Consider the following 19,984-nt stretch of genomic DNA (forward strand, 5'->3'; position numbering starts at 1 on the left):
GAGCTATGCCTTTCGGACAGTACATTCGCTAGTTCGTCAGTACGTTTGTACATACTCACCATATTAAGTTTTTTTGGACACCCGACTTATCGGATACACCCTTTACCTCTAAAGAACTTTCGTGGTATTCACTATTTCTTTTACCTTACGGTATCCTTCAGCCGACTTCACCGAGCTTCACACAACGTTGGTCTGCATAAACTACTTGTTGCATGTCGGAGTATCAGTGGAAGCCCTTTGTGGCGTTACCCACTCATTTGACTTCTCGTTATAAGAGTTATTACAATAGTTTTTAGACTACTTGCAACCCACAGCTTTTCACTGCAGAACAGGTCGCACCATTATGGCACTCATCAATCATCGCCAAGAAGCGTTTGAAGTCTTGTTCTTCCATTTGTTTTTCTTTAATTAAACGTCGTTGTCTTCTTCCTTGAATCAATGCCTGATTCCAAATCAACGTCATAGCCATATACATCTGACATTGTTGTACCCCACGATCTAAACCTGTAATAGAGTCAATGTCAAAAAAGACCAACTGTTGTTGGTCAAGGTGTCGAATCGTACTGTGACCATCAAAAATCATGCCATACGTCTCACATAAGGATTCTACGATGGATTCCATTTCTTCTTTTCGATTCTTTTTCTCTTGGGAAGCACCTGGTAATTCCAGTTGTCCTAAAAAGTCTAAAAATTCTTTGAACGTCGGATAAGCTTCTGGATCTTTCCCTGTGACTTGCGTCTCCGTATTTGAACGCGAATTTGAGGAAGTAAAGCCGCGTGGTACTGTTCCATACTCTTCATAAAAACGATTTAAGTAGGTCTTAAATTCTGCTTTCATCGTTCCTTTTAGCTGAGGACTCACTAACTGTACCTGATAGACCACTTTGTCTAAGTGTGTTTGATAGGACGCTGCTTCATTGATCTTCAAATCTTTGACTGATCCATCGTCATATAAACTGGATGCTTCATCATACGTCCGTGTGGCAAATATTTCTAAAGGATTGATCATCCCGTCAGATCCGTCTAAGCGCACCATAATACCGTTATATTCCTTTAAGAAAGGAATAAAGTCTTTTCCCTTTTCAAAGCCCCAAATAAAGTCTCCTGCAGCTAAATGGGCTTCCGCGATCATTTTAAGAACGGTCGATTTACCAGCTCCCATCATTCCTAGAAGCAAGGTATTAGTAGACAACCGTACACTATTTTTATACGTCGCATTCCAGACAAATGGGCCGCCTGTCATGGTTTCCCCATATTGTGTACCTCCTGGATCTTTTAGCGTTTGGTGGTGGAACGGGAAACCTCCGCCAATGTTTAACGATGGTAGTGATTGCCCTTTGATATTTCCGAACCATTCAGCTTGTTCATCGAACATGGTAAACATCGATTGCCAATCTCGTTTGGTTTTATGCAGATAAGTCACCGCACGATAATCCATCCCTTTGAGATTTTCGATCAGTTCCTGCGCTCGTTCATCTACTTCTTGAATCGTGTTTCCGTAAACATGTACTCTCACTTTGACTTGTTTAGAAATTTCCCCATTAGAAGTCAATTTTCGGGCATATTCCGCTAGTTCCAGGTATTCTTCCGCGCTTTTATTTCGGTCAGTCGCTTTTCGTTCATTATCTGATCGATCATTTAATTCATCTAATGCGCGATTGATTTGATCAATCACTTTTTGCTTTTCATCTGTGCTAACATCGAGTGTGGCCACTGTATGAGGATTGTTCATGAGATTGGCCAACCAAAAAAGAGTAGGATTTTTTGTGTAGTGATAAACTGTCACACACCGTGAATAACCATTTCCATAGGTCACATACTCTTCATCGAAATTTAATCCACCTTGTGGCATCACTTGTTTTAAAAAATCTAAATCATACCCTTTGGATTTTAAAATTTCGATTTCCCGATTTCCTAGTTGCTTTAATGGATCAAGTACTTTTTGATCATTTTGTGGTGAAAAAGCTGTTTTAATCGCTTCTAACATGTACAGTCACCTCTTCTTGTTTGATTCTTTACTTGGTTAAAAGATTGCCCTTTTCCCAACTTACCCAGGCTTAAAGTGTGAGGAAATTTTCTAGTGGTCTCTTCCTTCGGAACATCTTTTTCTAACCATATCAACAGATATTTCATTCTCTCTTCTCCATTCCTACTCATCATTCATATTATTCATTCGATAAAGAATCTTGATCAATTCTTTTTTGTAGAGTGGTTTTAACCCTAAAATGCCACTAAATCGCATTAACTGACGGTTTCTGGTTTGTAAATCCTTGATTGTCTTTCCTTCAATGATGAAAAAGAAGCTTAAGTCAGGACGTTCTTGTTCTGCTCGTTTCAATTCCTGGATTTCCTCTACTAATTTCTTTTCATATTTTCTTAATCGCTGTAGATTTCTTCCTAAGGATTGTTCCATACGATTCTTATCTAATAACTGCCGCTTTTGTACGATTTGCTCCGTTAGATCCGTTTCTGTGGTCAAACTAACTAACTTAATTGTTGGCACATACGTACGCATGACGGTGGTCAACTGATTCATTCGTTCCAGTTTCTCTTGTTCATTTAATCCCTCCACGTCAGTGGAAACTACACGATAATAACGTTGAAAATGATCTTCTTTAGTAACTAAGACCCCCTCTTCTGTACAGGATTTATAAGGAAATAAATCCAAGATCGATCGTTCTTCTGGTTTTCCAAACTGCAAAATGGATTTCTTATCAACTGAATTTTGTCCTTTGACTCGCATTTATTCATCCTCCTTATACGTACCATGATAATTTCTGTTGGGATCTAAGGCATGATAATGATTTTTATCCGTAAAAAAAATAGACTCGATAATCACAAAAATCTGCCTTTGACCTGGATTATTATAGGAACGCCAAACAATCACTAAGCCTATCGCAAGCCATAATCCATAATTCAGAAGGGCAAAAAATAGTGGTAAATGGACAAGATTATTGACCATTTTTGCCCAAAAAAAGCAACCACCAAGTGTTAATAGATCGATAAAGAAAAATGCGAAAAACTTCCATTCCCCACTAAATCTTGGAGGATTTTTCATGTTAATATATTTATCCATAAATGATTTCTCCTTTTCATACATAGAAAAAAGGCCTAACTTGTAGGCCTTTTATGGTTTGATATCCTGTTTGATATCCCGCAATAGTTGTTCTTTCAATTCATTGTTCCTGTTTTTAGTTTCTCTTGTTACATTTATTTTTGTTGGTGCAGTAAATGCCACATTTGCTGGCTTGTAACCTGTATGAACGTTTTGAATAGGTTTTGGTGCAGCTTCTCTTGTCACAATATTTTGAACGGACGCATTCTCTGTCTCACCACTTTCAGATAAATTGTAAGAAATAGTTGTCAAATTCCCATTTTCAGGCAAACGACTTGATTTCATTTGAACAGTACCTGCAGTTGATTGGTGAACAAAGCTTTGATCATTCTCCTTGAATTGATTCAAACGACTATCTTTCATTGGTAAATTTTGTGCCTTAGGTAAACCAATTTTCGTTGATTTTTCAGTTCCAACTTCGACTCCATTATCATTTGGCAGATCGATGGAATCCTCATCCGTTTGTACTTCTTGATTTCGTTTTGGTAAATCTGAAATGTGCTTTTCATTTTCAGAATTAATGTTAGATTTATAACGATATTGTTCTGGATCTGTTTTTGGTAATTGACCATTTTGTCCTTCTTCTGAATTTTCGTTAGAATGCAACTCATCTTGGTGATCTTTGGCTGAAGGAATCGCTGCACCTTCTTGATTTTCTTTTTCACTTGTTGTATTTGCCTTCACTGCTGCATTGACTTGTCCTTCACCATACGCATCTTTTAGTCCTTCTTTGACTTCTGAAGCTTTTTCTTTTTGTTTTTCTAGTGCTTCGGATGGATTCTTCACAGCTTCAGCCAATTCTTTGGCTCTCGTGCCGTCTAATTTCTCTTCTAAGGTGTCTTTGGCTTTTTCTGTAAGATCTTCAGCTGTTCCTTTTAACCCACGTTCATTGACGTAACCAAGACCTTCTGCGGCTTTAGAAACACCATTTTTCGCTTTCCCGAACATTTCGGAAACTGTTTTCTTACTATTAGGTACAGTTGTAGCTTTATCGTCTGGTTGTTCTTCCCCGTTATCAGGGGTAACATCTTTTCGATTGCCAAATCCATTTTTACGAATATCATTTAAATTGCTTAAACCACTCTTACCAGCACTTGCAAGGTTTTTAGCCCCACTACCCACATTTTTCGCAATATTTCCTAAGGCAAACATGCTAAGAAGAGAATTGCTGCCGTTTTTCAGACTCGTATCAACACCGAAAATTTTCGTAACAGATTGAGAGCCTTTGAATAGCGCAATAGTTAGTACAATTAAAGCGACAACATACAAAAATCCGTTGATCTTGCCTGCTGCGTGCAAATCACCAATACCTGACAGCATTAATGTATAGATTCGTAATTCTAAAATCGTAAACGCCAATAACAAGAAGGATTGAGAAATATCTTCTATCGCACTTTTCATCCGTTGGCCTGTCTCAAAGTCCGTTGACGCGGCAATCACTAAATAGAATTTTTTAAATACCAGCTCAATAATGCAAGTAACGATCGTAAATAGGATAAATAAATAGGCTACCGATAAAGAAGATTCACCAGCTAAAATAATACCTGGACTACTAATGTATCGGCGATAACCTGAAGTGTATACATACTTTGCTAAGCCTTCATCACTGATTTGCGCAGGAATTTCTTTTCCATAATCATCCAGTTCCAGTCGGTATTGTAACGCTCTTAACCGATCCTTTTGTAAATCTGATAAACTACTCTTATCTTTATCCGCCATTTCTTTAGCTTGTTTAGGAGTAATAATCCCATTGATATTCGCTGTTTTAAAATTTTTCGCTGTTAAAGCATTTCTTTTATCTGTTGGTAAGGATTCTACTTTATTCGGGTCAGTCGCTAGTAATGTACTGACATCAATCACATTATTTTGAATAATTTGAAAAGCAGGTGAGCCAGATTTATCTGCTTTATTTGCTGCAGTCACGTCTCCATAAAAGTTTTTACTGATATTTAACCCTTCATCGATTAAAGAACTACCACCAAAAATCAAGATCATGGCCATAAATAAATTAACCAAGATATTTTTGACTTTCGGTGGGTGTTTACTCATAAAAAATTTCAAGCCTAAATAAATTAATGTGACGACACAAAAAAGAGCCAATACCTTACTAATCAAACTTTGAAACAGTTCATTTACCCCAGCAGCGTTCAATAAGTCTTTTAAATCAAAGCTTTGATAAATGGTTTTTTCTAGTAAAGTATTGAGATTATATAACCCTTTAATCAACCCCCATAAAAAAGTATTACAAATCCAACTGAACACATCTTGATACTGCAGATAATTACCATAATCTTGTAAGACTTTCGTTACGGTTTTGGGGTTTGCATCCCCTTCTCCGAATAAACCTGACCACCAGTCGGCTATGCCAGAAAAAATTCCTCCAATGATCATTCTTTCACCGCCTTTTCAGCTTCCAATAACAACCGTTTCCCAATCATTTCAGAAATTTCTTCATTTTTGATCAACTTTTCAACATATTCTTGAAGACGATCCGTTGCTTGTTCTTCGTAAAATTGAATTAATAATTTTTGGGCTGTCTCATTTTCAAGAGATTGAACGATTTTATAAAACATATTTTCTTCGTTTTTTTCTTCTAATTGATCATGCAGTCCATGATAGAGATTTCTAGCATATTCATCTGGTAGGAAATAATCATAATCAATTTGTAAAGACTTCAAATCAAGGTCTGCATGTGTACAATGTATGTCTATATCATTGATATCCCACGATGGATTGAAATCTTCAATATATTGATAAGCATAAGGAAGATTTGTTTCCCCATGATTAAAAATAGGATACGGCCGTATTTTTTGACCTTTCAAATCTTGTCGTTTTAAAGGAGCGAGTACAATCGTTTCACCTTCTAAAAAAGTAGAAATTCTTTCAGGAGTTAAGATGCGATCTGAATCAACATTGCGATTGATATGAGTATTCATACCTAATGAATTGATGGTACTGTTCTCTTGTTCAACCGTCTTATTCCCCACTTTTTTGGAAAATTCTTCTATGGTATTATCGTCTGTCGACATAATATAAATATGTGTCTGACAATTTTCTTTGATAATCGCTGCGTTTTGTTCCCCATACTTCGCATAAAGTTGCTGATAAGATTGAATAAACAGATCCCACAACATGTTTCTACCAGCTGTGACTGTCATGATTCCTTCCATATTATCCATTGGTGGCATATTCCCAAATTCATCTAAAATAAAATGAATCCTACGGTGACATTTATCTCCTTTAGTCTTAACACATTGCGTAGATAATTCTTTATACAACTGACTAAGAAAAATACTAACAATGATATGGTTAGATGGATCATAATCAGGTGTGAGCATAAAAATAGCCATTGGTTTATCGGTATAGTGCATCCGAATAGACTCTACTAATAAGTTACTTTTATCCTCATCTAATGTTAGAACGGCTTCTTTTTCTAATTCTGGCAAATGGGTTTCTCCTCGTTTTTTTCGATAAACGATATTTCCCTCTTCGTCTTTCAATACTCTTTGAGAAAACTCATACCAAGCAACATATTCTTTTCCTCGATGATCGTATTTTAAGCAAACATGATCTCCCTGTTCTAAATGACAATCAAAGTTAATTTCACAAAAACCTCTATAGCCTACTTTGACACGTTCCTCATGAAATTTTTTTCCTTGATGATAAAACTCTACAACAATTCGCTGGTTTAACAGACTTTCGTGTAGTTTGAGATCCAAATACTTCGGAAAACCAATGGACTTATAATCAATGGTTGATTGAGAAGTCATTTTCGCAATTTTCGTTAGGGTAAATGGATTCAATCCTGTGATTGCCGTCGATAAAATATTCCCTTTTGCTTTATCAGAACCAATTTTTGTTGCCCCATATTGTTTTTTTGCTATGTTTCCAGGTGGTAACTGATTCATGAATTCATCTAAGGCATTGAGTTGTTTGTAATCATTCTCAGGATCTTGATAATTAAAACCGCCAATTTCAGAAAGAAGCTCAACAAGATTATTGGGTGTTAATTTGGAGTAATCCCCTGTTTGATCGGCTTGTTCTAACAACGCAAAAATAAGCGCATTTACAGCTTTCTGCGCATTTTCGTTAAAGTATTTGTTGTCTGAAGCATTGGCATCATAATAAATCGTATTCGTAAAAGTATTGGTTAACTGCGTTGCAGTATCTATGTCTCCTCGCTTCCAGTATTTCACGATGAGTGCCAATGGATTATCACTCATTGATTGCAGTGGATCGGTGATATTAAATGCATACACATCATACCCTCTAGCTTCTAGTTCATCTTTACTAGCAACATATAATTCTGTTTTTGGATCATTAACAACCATTGAACTTTGTCTTTCTGCACGAGACAAATTGTCAATGGTTGCTAAAACTTCTATCTGTCCTTTCCCTGAACGGGAAGTACCAACAATACAAGTATTTACTGTATCCGTCTGAATATACCAGTACTTTTTATAATGAGTAATTGGTATTCCGCCATAACCAGGAAAACCTCCCTTTGATTCTGGTATTTGCGGATAAATTTGTTGGATTTCCTTTAACGTTTTTAATCGGTTATCTCCTTTTTGCCCATCTGCTAGAGGACGAAACCACATGTCCATTTTCAATCCCATAAGTATAGCTGGAACAACACAAATCGTAGAAACAACTAAACGTGTGCCTAAACTTGTTGTTGGGGTCAAAGGATTCCAAAAACCAGTTGAATCAAAATGGAATAACTGCGGCATTTCTTGTAACTGAAAAATATTCACTCCTTGTAAACTTCCTGGAATAATCTCAAATCGATGAAATGCTTCTGGTATTCTTGTAACAACATAGTTTAAAGGAAGATAAGCTAATCCACTATAAAAAATCTTTTGAGAAATACGTTTGTCATGTTTTTCTGGTAGCTCTTCTCCTGAAGGAGTATAGCGATAGAAATGAGAAAGATACCTATTCTTTTCTAAATTGAATCGTTTGTCTTTTCGTCTCGTTGTTTCTCTAACACGCATTATTTCACCTCATTTGATTCTGAACTTTCGGAAGTGTTTGATTGTACAGTTGAATCGCTTGATCCTTCTTTAGCCTTACTAGGATCACTCTCTTTGCTATTTTCCATACTTGACTCTGTTGTTGCCTGATTGGTACGATTCAATAATTCTTCCAATTGTTGTTCATACTCTTTTCTTGCTTGTTCTTGGGCTTCTTCCTTGATTGACGCCGTTGTGGCTACAGAATCAGCCTGTGAAGATTGATTGATATGATTAAAAGCAAATACTGTCCCTCCACCTAGAAGCAAGCTTAAACTTGCAATACATCCCACCATCCATCCGTTAAAGGAACGCTGTGGTGAAGGAGTTAGATTTGTTTGGTTGTTCATTGGGGTTTGAACAGCAGCTACTGAAGGCGTTGGTTGAGGTTGTGCTAGATAATTTAACTGAGCTTGTCGCAATGTATCCATTTGTTCTTGACGTTCCTTACGAGCAGCTGCTTCTTTTTCCTTTTCTTGGTTTAACCGTTGTTTTTCTATTGCCATTTGTTGTTCCGCAAGATCCTGTTCACGTTTTTTTAGTTCTAATTGTTCGCGCTCTTTTTCTTTTTGCCGTTGTTTTTCTTCTTGTTCTTTCAATTCTTGTTGTTGAATTTCATACTCTTTTTTCCATTTTGGAATTTGTACTTGTAATTCTTGCTGGATCTGTTCGTGTTTTTCCATAAGAACTTCAGTCGTTGTTTGATATAGCTTATTCAGTTGTTCATTTAATTCTTTGCTAATCTTTAGCTTATCTGTACGCATACCTCGGTAAAATTCTTCTTTTCGTTCTTTAATACGTTCTTTTAACAAGTTTTCTTTTTCTTTCGATAACGCTTCTTGATTCGTCTGAGTAAAATTATTGATCTTTGCTACACACAAGGAATACGCATTGTCGCGTTTCTTTTCGTATCGCTCTTTAATTTTTTGTACTTCTTCTTCAATCACTCGCTGTTCTTCTTTATTTAGTTCCTCCTTTGCTTTCTCCCAATTAGACGACTGTTCCGTCGCATACTCATTAATTTCTTGATCTGTTTCTTGTTGACGTTCTTCAAAGGTGGCTAATAAATCTTCTTGTGCAAGCTCATGCCAATTTGTTGATTGGACAGACTCTAACTGTTCTAAAAGTGTGCCTTTACCCTGTGAGATTAATTCTTCTTTACTCTCTAAAAATGCTTGATAGGTTTGGGGTAATTGATATTTCGAATAAAGCTCATTTAAAAATAATTTGTTTTTTTCTTTCATCCATTCATGCTCTGGCGGATATTGATCCAAAATATAATCAAATACAGTTGCCTTTTGTATCTCTATTTCGTTTTTTTCTACTTCTTCACTGATAAGTGGTTCAATATATTCCTGAGAATCCCCTTCAGTCCATGTTGACTCTTCATTAGCTTCAACTGGATCAACTTCTACTTCGGCCGTCTCTTCATCCTCCATTGTTTCTTCAAAGGGATCTACCTCCAATTGACCCATCACATCGTTCTCTTCCTCAAATATCGATTTCTGAGTCGGAATATCAGCTTGTTCGTCAACATAGACTGTCTCTTTTTCTTTTGACTCCTTCTTTGGAAAGATTGGTCGTTCCCATGGTACTTCTTCATTTACTTCGACTTCACTCACTTGATTCACTTTTCTTTGGTCGCTCTCTAACTCTTCTTCTAAAACTTGTAAAAGTTTTTCGTTTCGATAAGACTCTTCCACACTCATAGTTTCATCCGTTTCTTTAAACACATCAAGGCGGATTAAATCCATCAATGTAGGATAGAAACCTTCTGAAATTTGATAATCCAGCGGGCCAAAAACGTATTCTGTACCAGCTTTCTCTATTTTTCCTTCTGTGTCATGTAACGTGAGAGTCAACTTAACAGAAGATCGACTTTCGTGTTCCAGTACTTTCCCTAACACATGTAGCTGTTCTTCCGTTTCAATGACAGAATATTTAATTGTTTTCGGTAAAAAAGAAGTCCGCTTTCCTACTTCCTTCGTTGCTTTTTTAATTAACTCTTTATCTGTTTTGGTATTGCCTGCAATCGTAAAGTACATGAATATTCTCCTTTCATAAAAAAGGAGTAAAAAGTATCGACTACTTCTTACTCCTACTTTTTTACTTTCTTATAATCCTTGAGGTGTTTGCCCAAATAATCCAAATAACGAAGTTATGATAGAAGCAGCCCCTAGAATAACACCTACCCCCATCAATACATAACCTACGTGCATCTTCCCGTTTTCAGCTCCTCTTCGTCCAAATAGGAAGAAAAGCCCCCCAATAACAATGGAAGCAACGGCCGCAACACCAGCAAAAATCATCAAATTGTTTTTTAAACTAGTTGCTGCAGTTTGTAATGCTCTAAAAATATCAACCGCAGCTACTACTTTCGGTTGTGTTAAAAAATTCATTGTAATTGATTCAAACATAAAATTGTTCGCTCCTTTTAGTGTTTAATAATTTCATCGAAAACAAGCTTTTCACGTTCACGTTGATAGATATATCCTTCTAAGTCCTTGTCTTTTCCCCGTAATAGGTCAAATTGTGCTTTTTCAAGGACTTCTTGTTTCCACTGTGTTTCAGATACACCGCGACGTTCTAAGATTTTAGACGCGGCTTTTTCAAATGGCGTTTTAGCTTTTGCCACTGTGATTCCTCCTTCAGGATAAATAAAAAGACTAGCAATCACTCGCTAGTCTTTTGTAACTTGTATCCAGATTTAGTACTGTATTCTTTTAATATTTCACTTTTATCTCGATGTTCTTTTTCGTTTGTTGGAATAAATTTAAACGTTTCTAAACCGTCTTTGTTATAGGGAACTATTAAGGCTGTTTTACCTATGAATAAATCTATTCCACCTGAATCGATTACCTTATATCTTTCTAATCCTTTATAGTCTTTTAGCTTCTCAACTGTTATTTGTACTTGTTCAGGATGCCAAACACTTTCGGAATATTCCCATGTTGTATCATCTATAATTTTTAAATTATGAACAAGTCCGCCTACTTCTTCTTTCCACACTGTTCCTGGTTTTAACACGCCATTATCTTGACTATCTTGCTTATTTTTTTCACTACCACATCCACCTAAAATAACAATCATGGCAATCAACGAAGCAAATACCATTATTAACTTTTTCATTTTATTCCTTCTTTCGTTGTTTTATTTTAGTATATCAAATAACGAAAGTAGCAACAAACCTCATTTTGATACACGGGGAACGGATACTCATAATTTCCCACCTTTCTATAGAAATTTTTTCTCTTGATATTGTGATTTATTACAAAAAAGAGCTATAATAAAGAAAAAATCAAGAGGGAGCATTGCAATGTACGCTGATAAAGAGAAAATCGAATGGTTACTATTTGAAACTGGCAAGACAGCATATGAAATTAGCAAACATTCTTCAGTCGCAGAATCAACAATTGCGGATTTAATAAAGAAAAAAAGTGCAATTGAAAAAATGCGATTTGATAATGCTGCCAAACTAACCAAATACGCCGAATCCATTTCTTCATAGCATATAAACAGCCATCCTTACACTTTTCATAGGACGGCTTTTTTATTTCAAAATTTCCACGGTATACCGTTGACTACCTCGGTTTACCGTGGAATATTATGAATGTAAACAAAATATTTAATCATTTAATAGGAGTTGAAAACATGAAATTATTAAACCCAAAAACTGTTATAGCTATTGGAACATTTGCTGCCACACTTGCTCTTGCTGGATCTGCTGACGCTGCTTCAACTAACGTCATGTATCGCCTTTATAATCCAAATAACCATGAACATTTTTACACCTCTAGCACAAAAGAACGTGATCACCTAGTGAAAATTAAGTGGGGTAATTATGAAGGCCCCGCTTGGGAAGCACCGACTAGCGGTGGCCACCTTGTCTATCGTTTATACAATAAAGGCCTTCGTGATCACCATTACACAGCTAGTTGGGATGAAGTGAAATGGTTGACCAAAAATTACGGTTGGACTTATGAAGGGCCTGCATGGCGTTCTGCCGAAAAAAATAATAAACCGATCTACCGCCTTTTCCTTCCTGGTGTAAAATCTGGCTCACATCACTACACTGCAAGTTGGAAAGAAGTACAATGGTTAACCAAAGACTATGGCTGGAAATACGAAGGTATCGGTTGGTATGGTGCTGACACCTCTAAACCCAAAGTGAATAAATCGGCTCTAGAAGCTCTTTATACGAGCGTTAAGGGAACGAAAAAAGGTGACTATACCGACAATACCTGGAACGCATTCCAAACCTCTTTAAACAATGCTAAGAAAGTGTTAAATGACTCAAAAGCGACTCAAAAATAAGTGGATAGTGCCAAAAATAAATTAGATTCTGCTTACAAAGGATTAAAAAAAAAACCAGTTCCTACTGTGAATAAAGCTGAATTACAAGCTTTATACAACCGAGTAAAATCAACTGCTAAAGGAGATTTTACAGAAGAATCTTGGAATAATTTTCAGACTGCTTTATCCAATGCTAAAAAAGTACTAGACGATTCTAAGGCTTCTCAAACCCAAGTAAATAATGCTAAAAATAGTCTAGATGCTGCATTTAAAGGGTTGCAACACAAACCTGAAACGCCATATATGGTTACCATTAACCATATTGACAATCAAACAGGTCAAGTGATTGCTACAGATCAAGCAAAAGTAACTTCTGGTTCTACTTACACTGCTAAGGCAAAAGCATTTAAATATAGCGAAGGCGCTAAAGATAATTTTAGCTACAAAGTGATTGGTAATGATACTCAAAGCAGAACAATCACAGGTAATACAACAATCACATTCAATTATAATCAAGTGCATCAAATCAATTTGTTGTGCAATAACAACTACAAAAATGAAGGACGAGTTAATATTTTGAAAGAACAGATAGTCAACGTCACTCACGGTGACAGTGTCACTTTAACTGCGCCTTCTATTCAAGGATATGTTTTAGACGATCGGGTAGAACCAACAAATTCAGTAACCTTAAACAATGTGACTGAAAGTCAAAATTATATTTTCAACTACACTCGTAAATTTAATGTGACTGTTAATCATGTAAATGCTGATACCAACGCTGTTCTCTCTAGTGAATCAAAAACAGTATACGAAGGGGATAGCTTCTCTACTCCTTGGAAAAATATGACTGATCAAAATTATTTCTTGTGTAGAAATGACAATCCTTCCATTAGCGTAGATAAAAACGGCCAACGAGTAATCAATAATGTTGACCAAAATCGAACGATCACGTTCAAATACAAAAATATCTCATTAAGTGATTTAAACAACTATGTGCGTCAAAAAGAACTTGTATGGTTAAATAATTATCGTCAACAAAACGGTGCAGCTCCAATGCAATTTAATGATATCGTTCAACAAGCTGCTGATATACGTGCAAAAGAATTACAAGTAAGCTTCAGTCATTATCGACCTGGCGGCGGTACTTTCCAAGATCTCTTAGAAAGTTTAGGCTGCTACGGCGCTAAAGGAGAAAATATCAATAGTTTCTACCTTTACGTTGACGAGATCCTTTCAGATACGGGAGCAGTGAATGCCATGATTATGTGGAAAGATAGCGCTGTTCATAACGCAAACTTACTTTACAACAATCAAAGCATCGTTGGGTTATCTCATGCTTATGAAGTTTCTGCAGATGGATCACTTTCTTCAGACAACGTATTTATTAGTGCCAATCCAATTTTCAAATAGAAAAACAAGGCTGATTTTCAGCCTTGTTTTTTTGTTTAATTGAACTTCAGAGCCACATAACTAAGAGTAGCTAACACAAGTAATACTAAGCTAACCACTAAAATTGTTACTAAATGTGTAGAACCTGTTCTAGGAACAATGACTTGTGGCAAGTTAGGATCAACACCAATTGTTACAACATTCGTTTTATTAGAAACATTCTCTACTGCTGCTACGGCTTGGTTATCAATATTTTTTTCTGACTGTAGTGGAGTTTTAGCTGTAAATATCAGTTGAATTTCTCGTCCATCTAAAAGATTTTTACTTAAGAAATCAGCGGAAGCTTCCCATTTCAGCGTTCTTAAATTGCTATCATAGGTTAGTGTACCTTCTGAAGTAATATCTTTTCCTGTACTCATATCTATCACTCGCGCAGAACCTTCTTTATACGTCAAACGAGCTTCCACTGGATCTTGAATACTAAATTGCTTGTAATGATCTGACGCAATGTCTACACCTTTTGTATGCCATTTTTGTGTGACTAGATATTGTACTTCAGATCCTGCATTTAAAGGAGCTGTAGGCGTTCCTTTTTTACCATCATTTCGACCATCAACATCTTTCCCATCTTGTTCCACTTTTTTATTTGGTTTAAGAGAGAAATAGTTTTCTACTGTATTTGTTTTTTGTGTTCCTTTGTTCGGATCATTGTTAAACGTTACAGTAGCCACATTTGGTGCAATTCCTTTTGCATCATTTTTTGCTTTCATATGGAGCTGCAAAATATAATCCCTACCGTAATTTGCAGCGTTATCTAAAAAGCTGTCAGAAGCAGTATAAGCGACTGTATTACCTGATACAGTTAATTTTCCTCCTGTATCAGCTTTTTTCCAAGTCCCATTCGCTTCAACATACCACAATGCGCCATCATAGTTTTTCCCATCCGATACCATATCAAAATTTTTGCTGTCAAAGGTATCAGTGATTTTAAATGATTTGTATTTGTTCATTGTGTTGACTGTTAATGCATCAAACTTTTGGTGAATATGATAGTAAACATCTGATCCTTGTGGAATCACTTTTTTGTCAATATTGTGTGCTGCCTCTTCAGTATTAGCTTTGTTAAACACTTCTTTTGTAGGCTTCGATGGTTGTGGTGTCCATAGCAATGCAGTATCAAAGCTAAACATCATACTATTCGTATTTGCGCCAATCATGAATGTTGGGGAAGCGCCTTGAAGCGTATACGTTACACCACTTCTGTGATAAGTATCAGCTCCTACAACATCGGTGAAATGATCATTCGAGCTATAAGCCTTTTCTGCACGTCCTCCCACTACTTTTGAAGTTAAATTGTTTGTTGATAACGCAGGAGCTTTGTATTCTGCACATGCTGTATCTGTTGTGACAAAATAAGGTAAGCTACCCATTTTTTCATACCCAACAAATTCTCTCATATCAATATTACGTTCACCGACAGATTCATTATTGTCATTATACCAAGACACACGTTGCTGATACTGTCCATTTAAACTGTAAATAGATAGAAATGTATCATTCAACTCAATACCAGCTGCTCTCATCGATCTCATTTTTGAATTAATTTCTGGCTGTGGTTCACTCAAAGCTACTTTTGTTTTTGATCCTGAATACTTAAAATCTAGTTTTACATTCATAACGTTGATTGACTGCATGAAAAAGCCTCGATAAATTTTTTTATCAAAGAGCAAATAATTATAATACTTTTTCCCATTAATTGTTTTAGCTAATCCGTCTTGGTTAACCCCAGCGTGCGCTACAAAATTAGAAAAAGTTACGTCGCAATCAATTTCTTTTCCTAGATAAGTGCCCACCTTTTGATAATGGGCAACAATTTTTGACGTGCTTTTCAAATCTTTGACTTTTGGCCAAGCAAGTACTTTTTGTTTTTTAGTTGAATACTCATCTAGTATCTTAAATCCATTGATCCCAGTTACTTCGATATTTCTCAATGAATCACTATCATGATAAAGTACCAGATTATTATTTTCTCTGACTTGACTCGGATCAACTTTTTCTAAGGCCTGGACTGCAGTTCCCCTTGCAAAAAGAAGAAGGAACAAAAACAACACTAAAGTAAATACTCTTCCCGTAGTGCAATGAATTTTATTTTCCATAATGCCCTCCATCTATTATTTTGTTAAACGATTGTAAGCTTCTCATTCTTTTTTTCCTAATACCCACGTTACCAATCCTGCAAGAAGAAACAAACTAGCCATAAAAATTGGATTGATTAAGAGCATGTTAATCACTTCTAGTGGCATGGAAGCATGCTGGATATTTAGAAAATGAACGAACAATCGTTGATATCTTGGATAAATTGATAATTGAGAAAAAACTAAACCGCAACACAATATTGTTGCGGCTAAAAAAGATAGATTAAAAGCTAACATTTTTATTATTTTCATCATTTCATCCTAATCGTTAAAAAATAAATGAGTGAAAAAATCCCAACAATTATCAAAAAAGTTTTTCTTTACACCAGTTGATACAACTTTTTTAATTTCTTCTTTCGGCTCTGATTTCTTTGATTTAGGATATAACCAAACATCCGTCAAAAATTCACCCTTTTCATCTGAAATAGGTGTCAATAAAATAATATCTTCGCTATTTGAAATGTTTTCAGGGCTTGATTCATTGACGATATAGTATGCTTGTTTTTTGTTTGCAGGTACTTCAATTGAAAAATCAATCACACCTTCCTGATCATCAATTGTTTTGGTTTCTACTTCAGTCACTTTTTTCAACTGGTCGTATGAAAGTTTTTTTGCTCGATCTTTCAATTTTGACTCAATTATTTCTACCGATTGATTTTTCTCATTATCATCTTGTGTCATTTCTTCTAAGATATTCGTGATATCGTAGACAATAAACTTTGCGCCATTGACACCTTCTTGCTGAGCTACTTGCCTTCCTTGATTGTTGATTCGATTCGAAGAAATAATTTTTTGAATATGAATGTTTTGCTTGATTACTTGCGTATCTTCTACTTCTTGCAGTTTTTCTGAAGTCTCTGAAGAACTTTCTGACGTTGATTCCGCTGATTCAGTAGAACTCGTACTTGAATCTGCCGTTTCTTCTGCAGTGTTCTTCGAACTGTCCGTGTCGCTTGTTGCAGTTGTTGAACTATCTGTTGTCTGACTGGTAGTTGGAGTGGTACTGCTATCAGCAAAAGATATCTGTGAGTAAGCTGCAGTTGCAAAGAGAGCTGCTACACAAACAAACAGCCATTTTCTCTTATTCATTCCGATCTCCTCCTTATTTTTTTTATAAATAAAAATAATAGGAACGCAAAAAAAGCGAATAGCAGTGCTAATCGCCAATCCAATGAAATTGATTTCCTATTTTTTGCTTTTTTCTGTAGTTTTAAATCTTCTTTACTGAATGAAACTCGTTCACCATACACTAAAAAGCGGTGTGAGTTGACACCTTTTGGCGTGCAGGTCATTAACGTAATCCTATCTTGGTCTTTTTCAGGCATGAGATAATCTAAATAATTCTTTTGTAATTCTTCTGCTTTAACTTCTTCAATTCGATAAATTTGATAGGCATGTTGTTCTTCATTTACCTTAATAAAGAATTTTTGCCCTTTTTTTACTGAAGGCAAATCATCGAAAAGATTATCTTTATAAAGTCCACTGTGCCCTGCGATTAAAGGATTTTTACCGTTTCCTCCTGTAATATCGCCAGTTCCTTCCGTAATCCCTACACCATTCTCTAAAATTTTTTCGGAAGTTCCGTCATAAATTGGTAGTTTTAAAGAAATACTTGGAATTGTAAGAACACCAACAGGATCGCCTAACTCTATTTTCGCAACATCCAAAGAAGAATCTGTTTTTTCAAGATTTTCAATGGCTAAAATTCTTTGCTTTTGTTGAAATTTAGCTACATTTGTTTCCACAACTGGAATTAAATAGACTGCTACTGCCGACAGCAACCAAAAAAATATCATCAGTTTGTGCATGACTCTTCTTTTTGGGGGCTTACGAATAATCATTAGCTGATCCTTCTAGGCTTTCTTCTTAAAGTAAACAACTGCAGAAAGTGCCCCTGCTCCTAGCAACAAGCAAGAGATCAATACATACGTTTGGAAACCATTACTACCTGTTAATGGAATAGCTGCTTTTTGATTATTTTTAACAGTGATTCGATTTTCCTCTTTAAATGAGTTTTTGTTTACTTTAAATGCAATATCTTCTGTTAATTTTTGGTAACCAGTTGGTGCTTTTGTTTCTTCCAATGAATATTCACCTTCAGTTAAACCAGTGATTTCAAAGCGCCCTTCTTTATCTGATTTTAGGATCGCTGCATTTGCTACATTGTCTACCCATACTGCTTCTTTGACACCGTCTTTATCCGTATCAACTAATCCACCCTGACACTCCACACGACTAAAGTCATGGGGTTCTTAGGTAATACACCCAAACGGGCGCAAATTTACTAAGCTATCCCCGAAAGTCCTTCGGTTCTAATGTTTATACTAGCGTTGATATCTCTGTCATGATTTGTTCCGCAATTGCTACAAGTCCATTCTCTAATATCTAACTCTTTCTTACCGTCATTATGACCACAAGAAGAACATATTTGCGAGCTAGGGTAAAAACGGTCGATTTTTACTAACGTTCGACCTTTCCATTCACACTTGTATGTTAATTGCCTTACAAATTCACTCCAAGATACGTCTGCTATTGATTTAGCTAATTTATGATTTCTAACCATGCCTGTTACATTCAAGTCCTCAATACAAATGATTTGGTTCTCATCAGTTATACGAGAAGACAGTTTGTGTAAAAAGTCATTTCGTTGGTTAAAAATCTTTTCATGGATACGTGCCACTTTCACTCTTTGCTTTTGGTAGTTTTTGCACTCTTCTAATTTACGATTATGCTTCTTTGCTACTTCTAAGCGTCTTGAAAGTTTACGTTGCTCTACCACTAAGCGTTTTTCTAATGATCGATAGAATCTCTCGTTTCCTATCTTCTCACCTGCGGAAGTTATGCAGAAATGAGTAAGACCCAAATCTAAACCAATGGATTCCGTCACAGGATCTTTTTGGAAGTTTTCAATATCGACTAAAAAAGTTGCAAAATATTTTTCTGTTTTTGACTGGCTGATTGTCACATTCATTAATTTACCATTGAAACGCAACGTTTCAGCCATTTTTACCCAGCCAACCTTGGATACATAAAAGTAGTTTCTATTCACCTTTATACCCATAGCTGTTCGATAGGACTTTTTGGAATACTTCTTACTTTTGAATTTAGGAAATCCAAAAGTAGAGTTGAACGTATTTTTAAATGCTTTATTTAGATCCATGGCTACTTGGCTAAGTGGTTGAGCTTCAACTTCTTTTAACCAAGCGTATTCTTCCATTTTTTTCAATGAAGCATACGTTGTCTTATCTTCTTTGTAATCGGCATTTTCTTTTTTCTTCTTGTAATTCGTTATACGTTGATCTAGTAGAAAGTTCCAATAGAAACGAACGCATCCGAATGTTTTTTGAAATTGAATTTCTTGCCGACAGTTGGGGTAAATCCTGATTTTATGAGCCTTTTTCATTTCTGCACACCTCCTTAACGCAGTCAATATCTTGTTCTTTGGTTCTCAACATATCGCTTGATAATTTCGCTAGATACATTTCCTGCGGTTGAAACAAAGTATGAACGTGTCCAAACACTTGGCATTTTGCTTAAGTGTTCAAACTCTTGCCGGATTATTCTAGATGTCTTACCTTTTATTATCTTCATGATTTTAGAAGGAGAATACGTAGGCTGAACATTTATTAATAAATGACAATGATCTTTATCTGTTTCTATTGCAATGATGTTCCACTCGTTTTCCTTTGCTATTTCTTGAACGAGTGCTTTAAATCTAGCATCTACTTCAGAATTAACGAATATTTTCCGACGATACCTTGGGCAAAAAACAAAGTGGTAATTGACTAACGATACAGTTGTCTTTGAGTGTCTGTATTCGTTATCCATACCTTAATTTTAGGTTAAGCCATGTACTAAATCAATGTTAATATACACAAAAGAATGAAGAATTTTTTATGTGGAGTTTGTTCACATAGGTTCGCTACTTCCTATGCAGTTCTCTGATGAACTTCTGACACTTTCGTGCCAGCACAGAC

Annotated in this window: 16 protein-coding genes and 2 pseudogenes; 2 read left to right on the plus strand and 16 right to left on the minus strand. The window is 35.9% G+C overall.

All coding sequences use genetic code 11. From position 1 onward, the window contains the following. Window positions 1-292: 292 nt before the first annotated feature. From AC1F25_RS13610 to AC1F25_RS13650, 9 genes are all read right to left on the minus strand, one after another. Window positions 293-1,987 (minus strand): ATPase, encoded by a 1,695-nt coding sequence (locus tag AC1F25_RS13610; protein ID WP_002352947.1) that lies wholly within the window; start codon window positions 1,985-1,987, stop codon window positions 293-295. A 162-nt stretch (window positions 1,988-2,149) separates the two neighbouring features. After that, window positions 2,150-2,743 (minus strand): hypothetical protein, encoded by a 594-nt coding sequence (locus tag AC1F25_RS13615; RefSeq protein ID WP_479994366.1) that lies wholly within the window; start codon window positions 2,741-2,743, stop codon window positions 2,150-2,152. Then, window positions 2,744-3,076, minus strand: coding sequence for a hypothetical protein (locus AC1F25_RS13620; RefSeq protein WP_479994367.1), 333 nt, complete (start codon window positions 3,074-3,076; stop codon window positions 2,744-2,746). It lies immediately after the preceding gene. A gap of 51 nt (window positions 3,077-3,127) precedes the next feature. Further along, window positions 3,128-5,506 (minus strand): pLS20_p028 family conjugation system transmembrane protein, encoded by a 2,379-nt coding sequence (locus AC1F25_RS13625; protein WP_479994368.1) that lies wholly within the window; start codon window positions 5,504-5,506, stop codon window positions 3,128-3,130. Continuing rightward, complete coding sequence (locus tag AC1F25_RS13630; RefSeq protein ID WP_479994369.1) at window positions 5,503-8,112, minus strand: VirD4-like conjugal transfer protein, CD1115 family; 2,610 nt, start codon at window positions 8,110-8,112, stop codon at window positions 5,503-5,505. The genes AC1F25_RS13625 and AC1F25_RS13630 overlap by 4 nt, the downstream gene beginning before the upstream one ends. Then, complete coding sequence (locus AC1F25_RS13635; protein ID WP_479994370.1) at window positions 8,112-10,175, minus strand: hypothetical protein; 2,064 nt, start codon at window positions 10,173-10,175, stop codon at window positions 8,112-8,114. The genes AC1F25_RS13630 and AC1F25_RS13635 overlap by 1 nt, the downstream gene beginning before the upstream one ends. A 69-nt stretch (window positions 10,176-10,244) precedes the next feature. Then, a complete protein-coding gene (locus AC1F25_RS13640; protein WP_002314409.1) occupies window positions 10,245-10,547 on the minus strand; it encodes a TrbC/VirB2 family protein in 303 nt (100 codons plus the stop codon). A gap of 17 nt (window positions 10,548-10,564) precedes the next feature. After that, entirely contained in the window at window positions 10,565-10,807 is a 243-nt protein-coding gene (locus AC1F25_RS13645; protein ID WP_002307547.1) for a DUF5415 family protein, read from the minus strand. Further along, complete coding sequence (locus AC1F25_RS13650; RefSeq protein WP_010706249.1) at window positions 10,804-11,259, minus strand: hypothetical protein; 456 nt, start codon at window positions 11,257-11,259, stop codon at window positions 10,804-10,806. The genes AC1F25_RS13645 and AC1F25_RS13650 overlap by 4 nt, the downstream gene beginning before the upstream one ends. A 187-nt stretch (window positions 11,260-11,446) precedes the next feature. On the opposite strand from AC1F25_RS13650, the gene AC1F25_RS13655 reads away from it, so the two are divergent. Further along, the gene (locus tag AC1F25_RS13655; RefSeq protein ID WP_002300033.1) at window positions 11,447-11,638 is read left to right on the plus strand and encodes a hypothetical protein; all 192 of its coding nucleotides are present in this window, start codon (window positions 11,447-11,449) and stop codon (window positions 11,636-11,638) included. A 143-nt stretch (window positions 11,639-11,781) separates the two neighbouring features. Continuing rightward, window positions 11,782-13,833, plus strand: a pseudogene (locus AC1F25_RS13660) (CAP domain-containing protein). Window positions 13,834-13,868: 35 nt separating this feature from the next. Here the strand turns inward: AC1F25_RS13660 and AC1F25_RS13665 are convergent. The 7 genes and pseudogenes from AC1F25_RS13665 to tnpA all read right to left on the minus strand — a co-directional run bounded on the left by AC1F25_RS13665 (window position 13,869) and on the right by tnpA (window position 19,835). Further along, window positions 13,869-15,968 (minus strand): isopeptide-forming domain-containing fimbrial protein, encoded by a 2,100-nt coding sequence (locus AC1F25_RS13665; protein ID WP_479994371.1) that lies wholly within the window; start codon window positions 15,966-15,968, stop codon window positions 13,869-13,871. A gap of 42 nt (window positions 15,969-16,010) precedes the next feature. Next, a complete protein-coding gene (locus tag AC1F25_RS13670) occupies window positions 16,011-16,244 on the minus strand; it encodes a hypothetical protein (RefSeq protein ID WP_230311399.1) in 234 nt (77 codons plus the stop codon). A gap of 24 nt (window positions 16,245-16,268) precedes the next feature. Further along, a complete protein-coding gene (locus tag AC1F25_RS13675; RefSeq protein WP_479994372.1) occupies window positions 16,269-17,096 on the minus strand; it encodes a pilin N-terminal domain-containing protein in 828 nt (275 codons plus the stop codon). Further along, window positions 17,093-17,848 (minus strand): class C sortase, encoded by a 756-nt coding sequence (locus AC1F25_RS13680; RefSeq protein ID WP_002311532.1) that lies wholly within the window; start codon window positions 17,846-17,848, stop codon window positions 17,093-17,095. The genes AC1F25_RS13675 and AC1F25_RS13680 overlap by 4 nt, the downstream gene beginning before the upstream one ends. 12 nt (window positions 17,849-17,860) lie before the next feature. After that, window positions 17,861-18,226, minus strand: a pseudogene (locus AC1F25_RS13685) (prealbumin-like fold domain-containing protein); the annotation flags it as partial. 65 nt (window positions 18,227-18,291) lie between these two features. After that, the gene (tnpB, locus tag AC1F25_RS13690; RefSeq protein WP_002311530.1) at window positions 18,292-19,410 is read right to left on the minus strand and encodes an IS200/IS605 family element RNA-guided endonuclease TnpB; all 1,119 of its coding nucleotides are present in this window, start codon (window positions 19,408-19,410) and stop codon (window positions 18,292-18,294) included. 23 nt (window positions 19,411-19,433) lie between these two features. After that, on the minus strand, window positions 19,434-19,835 hold the full coding sequence (gene tnpA / locus AC1F25_RS13695) for an IS200/IS605 family transposase (RefSeq protein ID WP_002320594.1): 402 nt from the start codon (window positions 19,833-19,835) through the stop codon (window positions 19,434-19,436). Between the last annotated feature and the right edge of the window lie 149 nt (window positions 19,836-19,984).

Source organism: Enterococcus sp. M-BR2, from assembly GCF_056612775.1.

Excerpts from the sequence above, each read along its gene's own strand:
- AC1F25_RS13650 (WP_010706249.1), bottom strand. The coding sequence starts at position 11,259 with ATGAAAAAGTTAATAATGGTATTTGCTTCGTTGATTGCCATGATTGTT.
- AC1F25_RS13630 (WP_479994369.1), bottom strand. The coding sequence starts at position 8,112 with ATGCGTGTTAGAGAAACAACGAGACGAAAAGACAAACGATTCAATTTA.
- AC1F25_RS13675 (WP_479994372.1), bottom strand. The coding sequence starts at position 17,096 with ATGAATAAGAGAAAATGGCTGTTTGTTTGTGTAGCAGCTCTCTTTGCA.
- AC1F25_RS13615 (WP_479994366.1), bottom strand. The coding sequence starts at position 2,743 with ATGCGAGTCAAAGGACAAAATTCAGTTGATAAGAAATCCATTTTGCAG.
- AC1F25_RS13640 (WP_002314409.1), bottom strand. The coding sequence starts at position 10,547 with ATGTTTGAATCAATTACAATGAATTTTTTAACACAACCGAAAGTAGTA.
- AC1F25_RS13680 (WP_002311532.1), bottom strand. The coding sequence starts at position 17,848 with ATGATTATTCGTAAGCCCCCAAAAAGAAGAGTCATGCACAAACTGATG.
- AC1F25_RS13635 (WP_479994370.1), bottom strand. The coding sequence starts at position 10,175 with ATGTACTTTACGATTGCAGGCAATACCAAAACAGATAAAGAGTTAATT.
- AC1F25_RS13620 (WP_479994367.1), bottom strand. The coding sequence starts at position 3,076 with ATGGATAAATATATTAACATGAAAAATCCTCCAAGATTTAGTGGGGAA.
- AC1F25_RS13625 (WP_479994368.1), bottom strand. The coding sequence starts at position 5,506 with ATGATCATTGGAGGAATTTTTTCTGGCATAGCCGACTGGTGGTCAGGT.
- tnpB (WP_002311530.1), bottom strand. The coding sequence starts at position 19,410 with ATGAAAAAGGCTCATAAAATCAGGATTTACCCCAACTGTCGGCAAGAA.
- AC1F25_RS13670 (WP_230311399.1), bottom strand. The coding sequence starts at position 16,244 with ATGTTAGCTTTTAATCTATCTTTTTTAGCCGCAACAATATTGTGTTGC.
- tnpA (WP_002320594.1), bottom strand. The coding sequence starts at position 19,835 with ATGGATAACGAATACAGACACTCAAAGACAACTGTATCGTTAGTCAAT.
- AC1F25_RS13610 (WP_002352947.1), bottom strand. The coding sequence starts at position 1,987 with ATGTTAGAAGCGATTAAAACAGCTTTTTCACCACAAAATGATCAAAAA.
- AC1F25_RS13665 (WP_479994371.1), bottom strand. The coding sequence starts at position 15,968 with ATGGAAAATAAAATTCATTGCACTACGGGAAGAGTATTTACTTTAGTG.
- AC1F25_RS13655 (WP_002300033.1), top strand. The coding sequence starts at position 11,447 with ATGTACGCTGATAAAGAGAAAATCGAATGGTTACTATTTGAAACTGGC.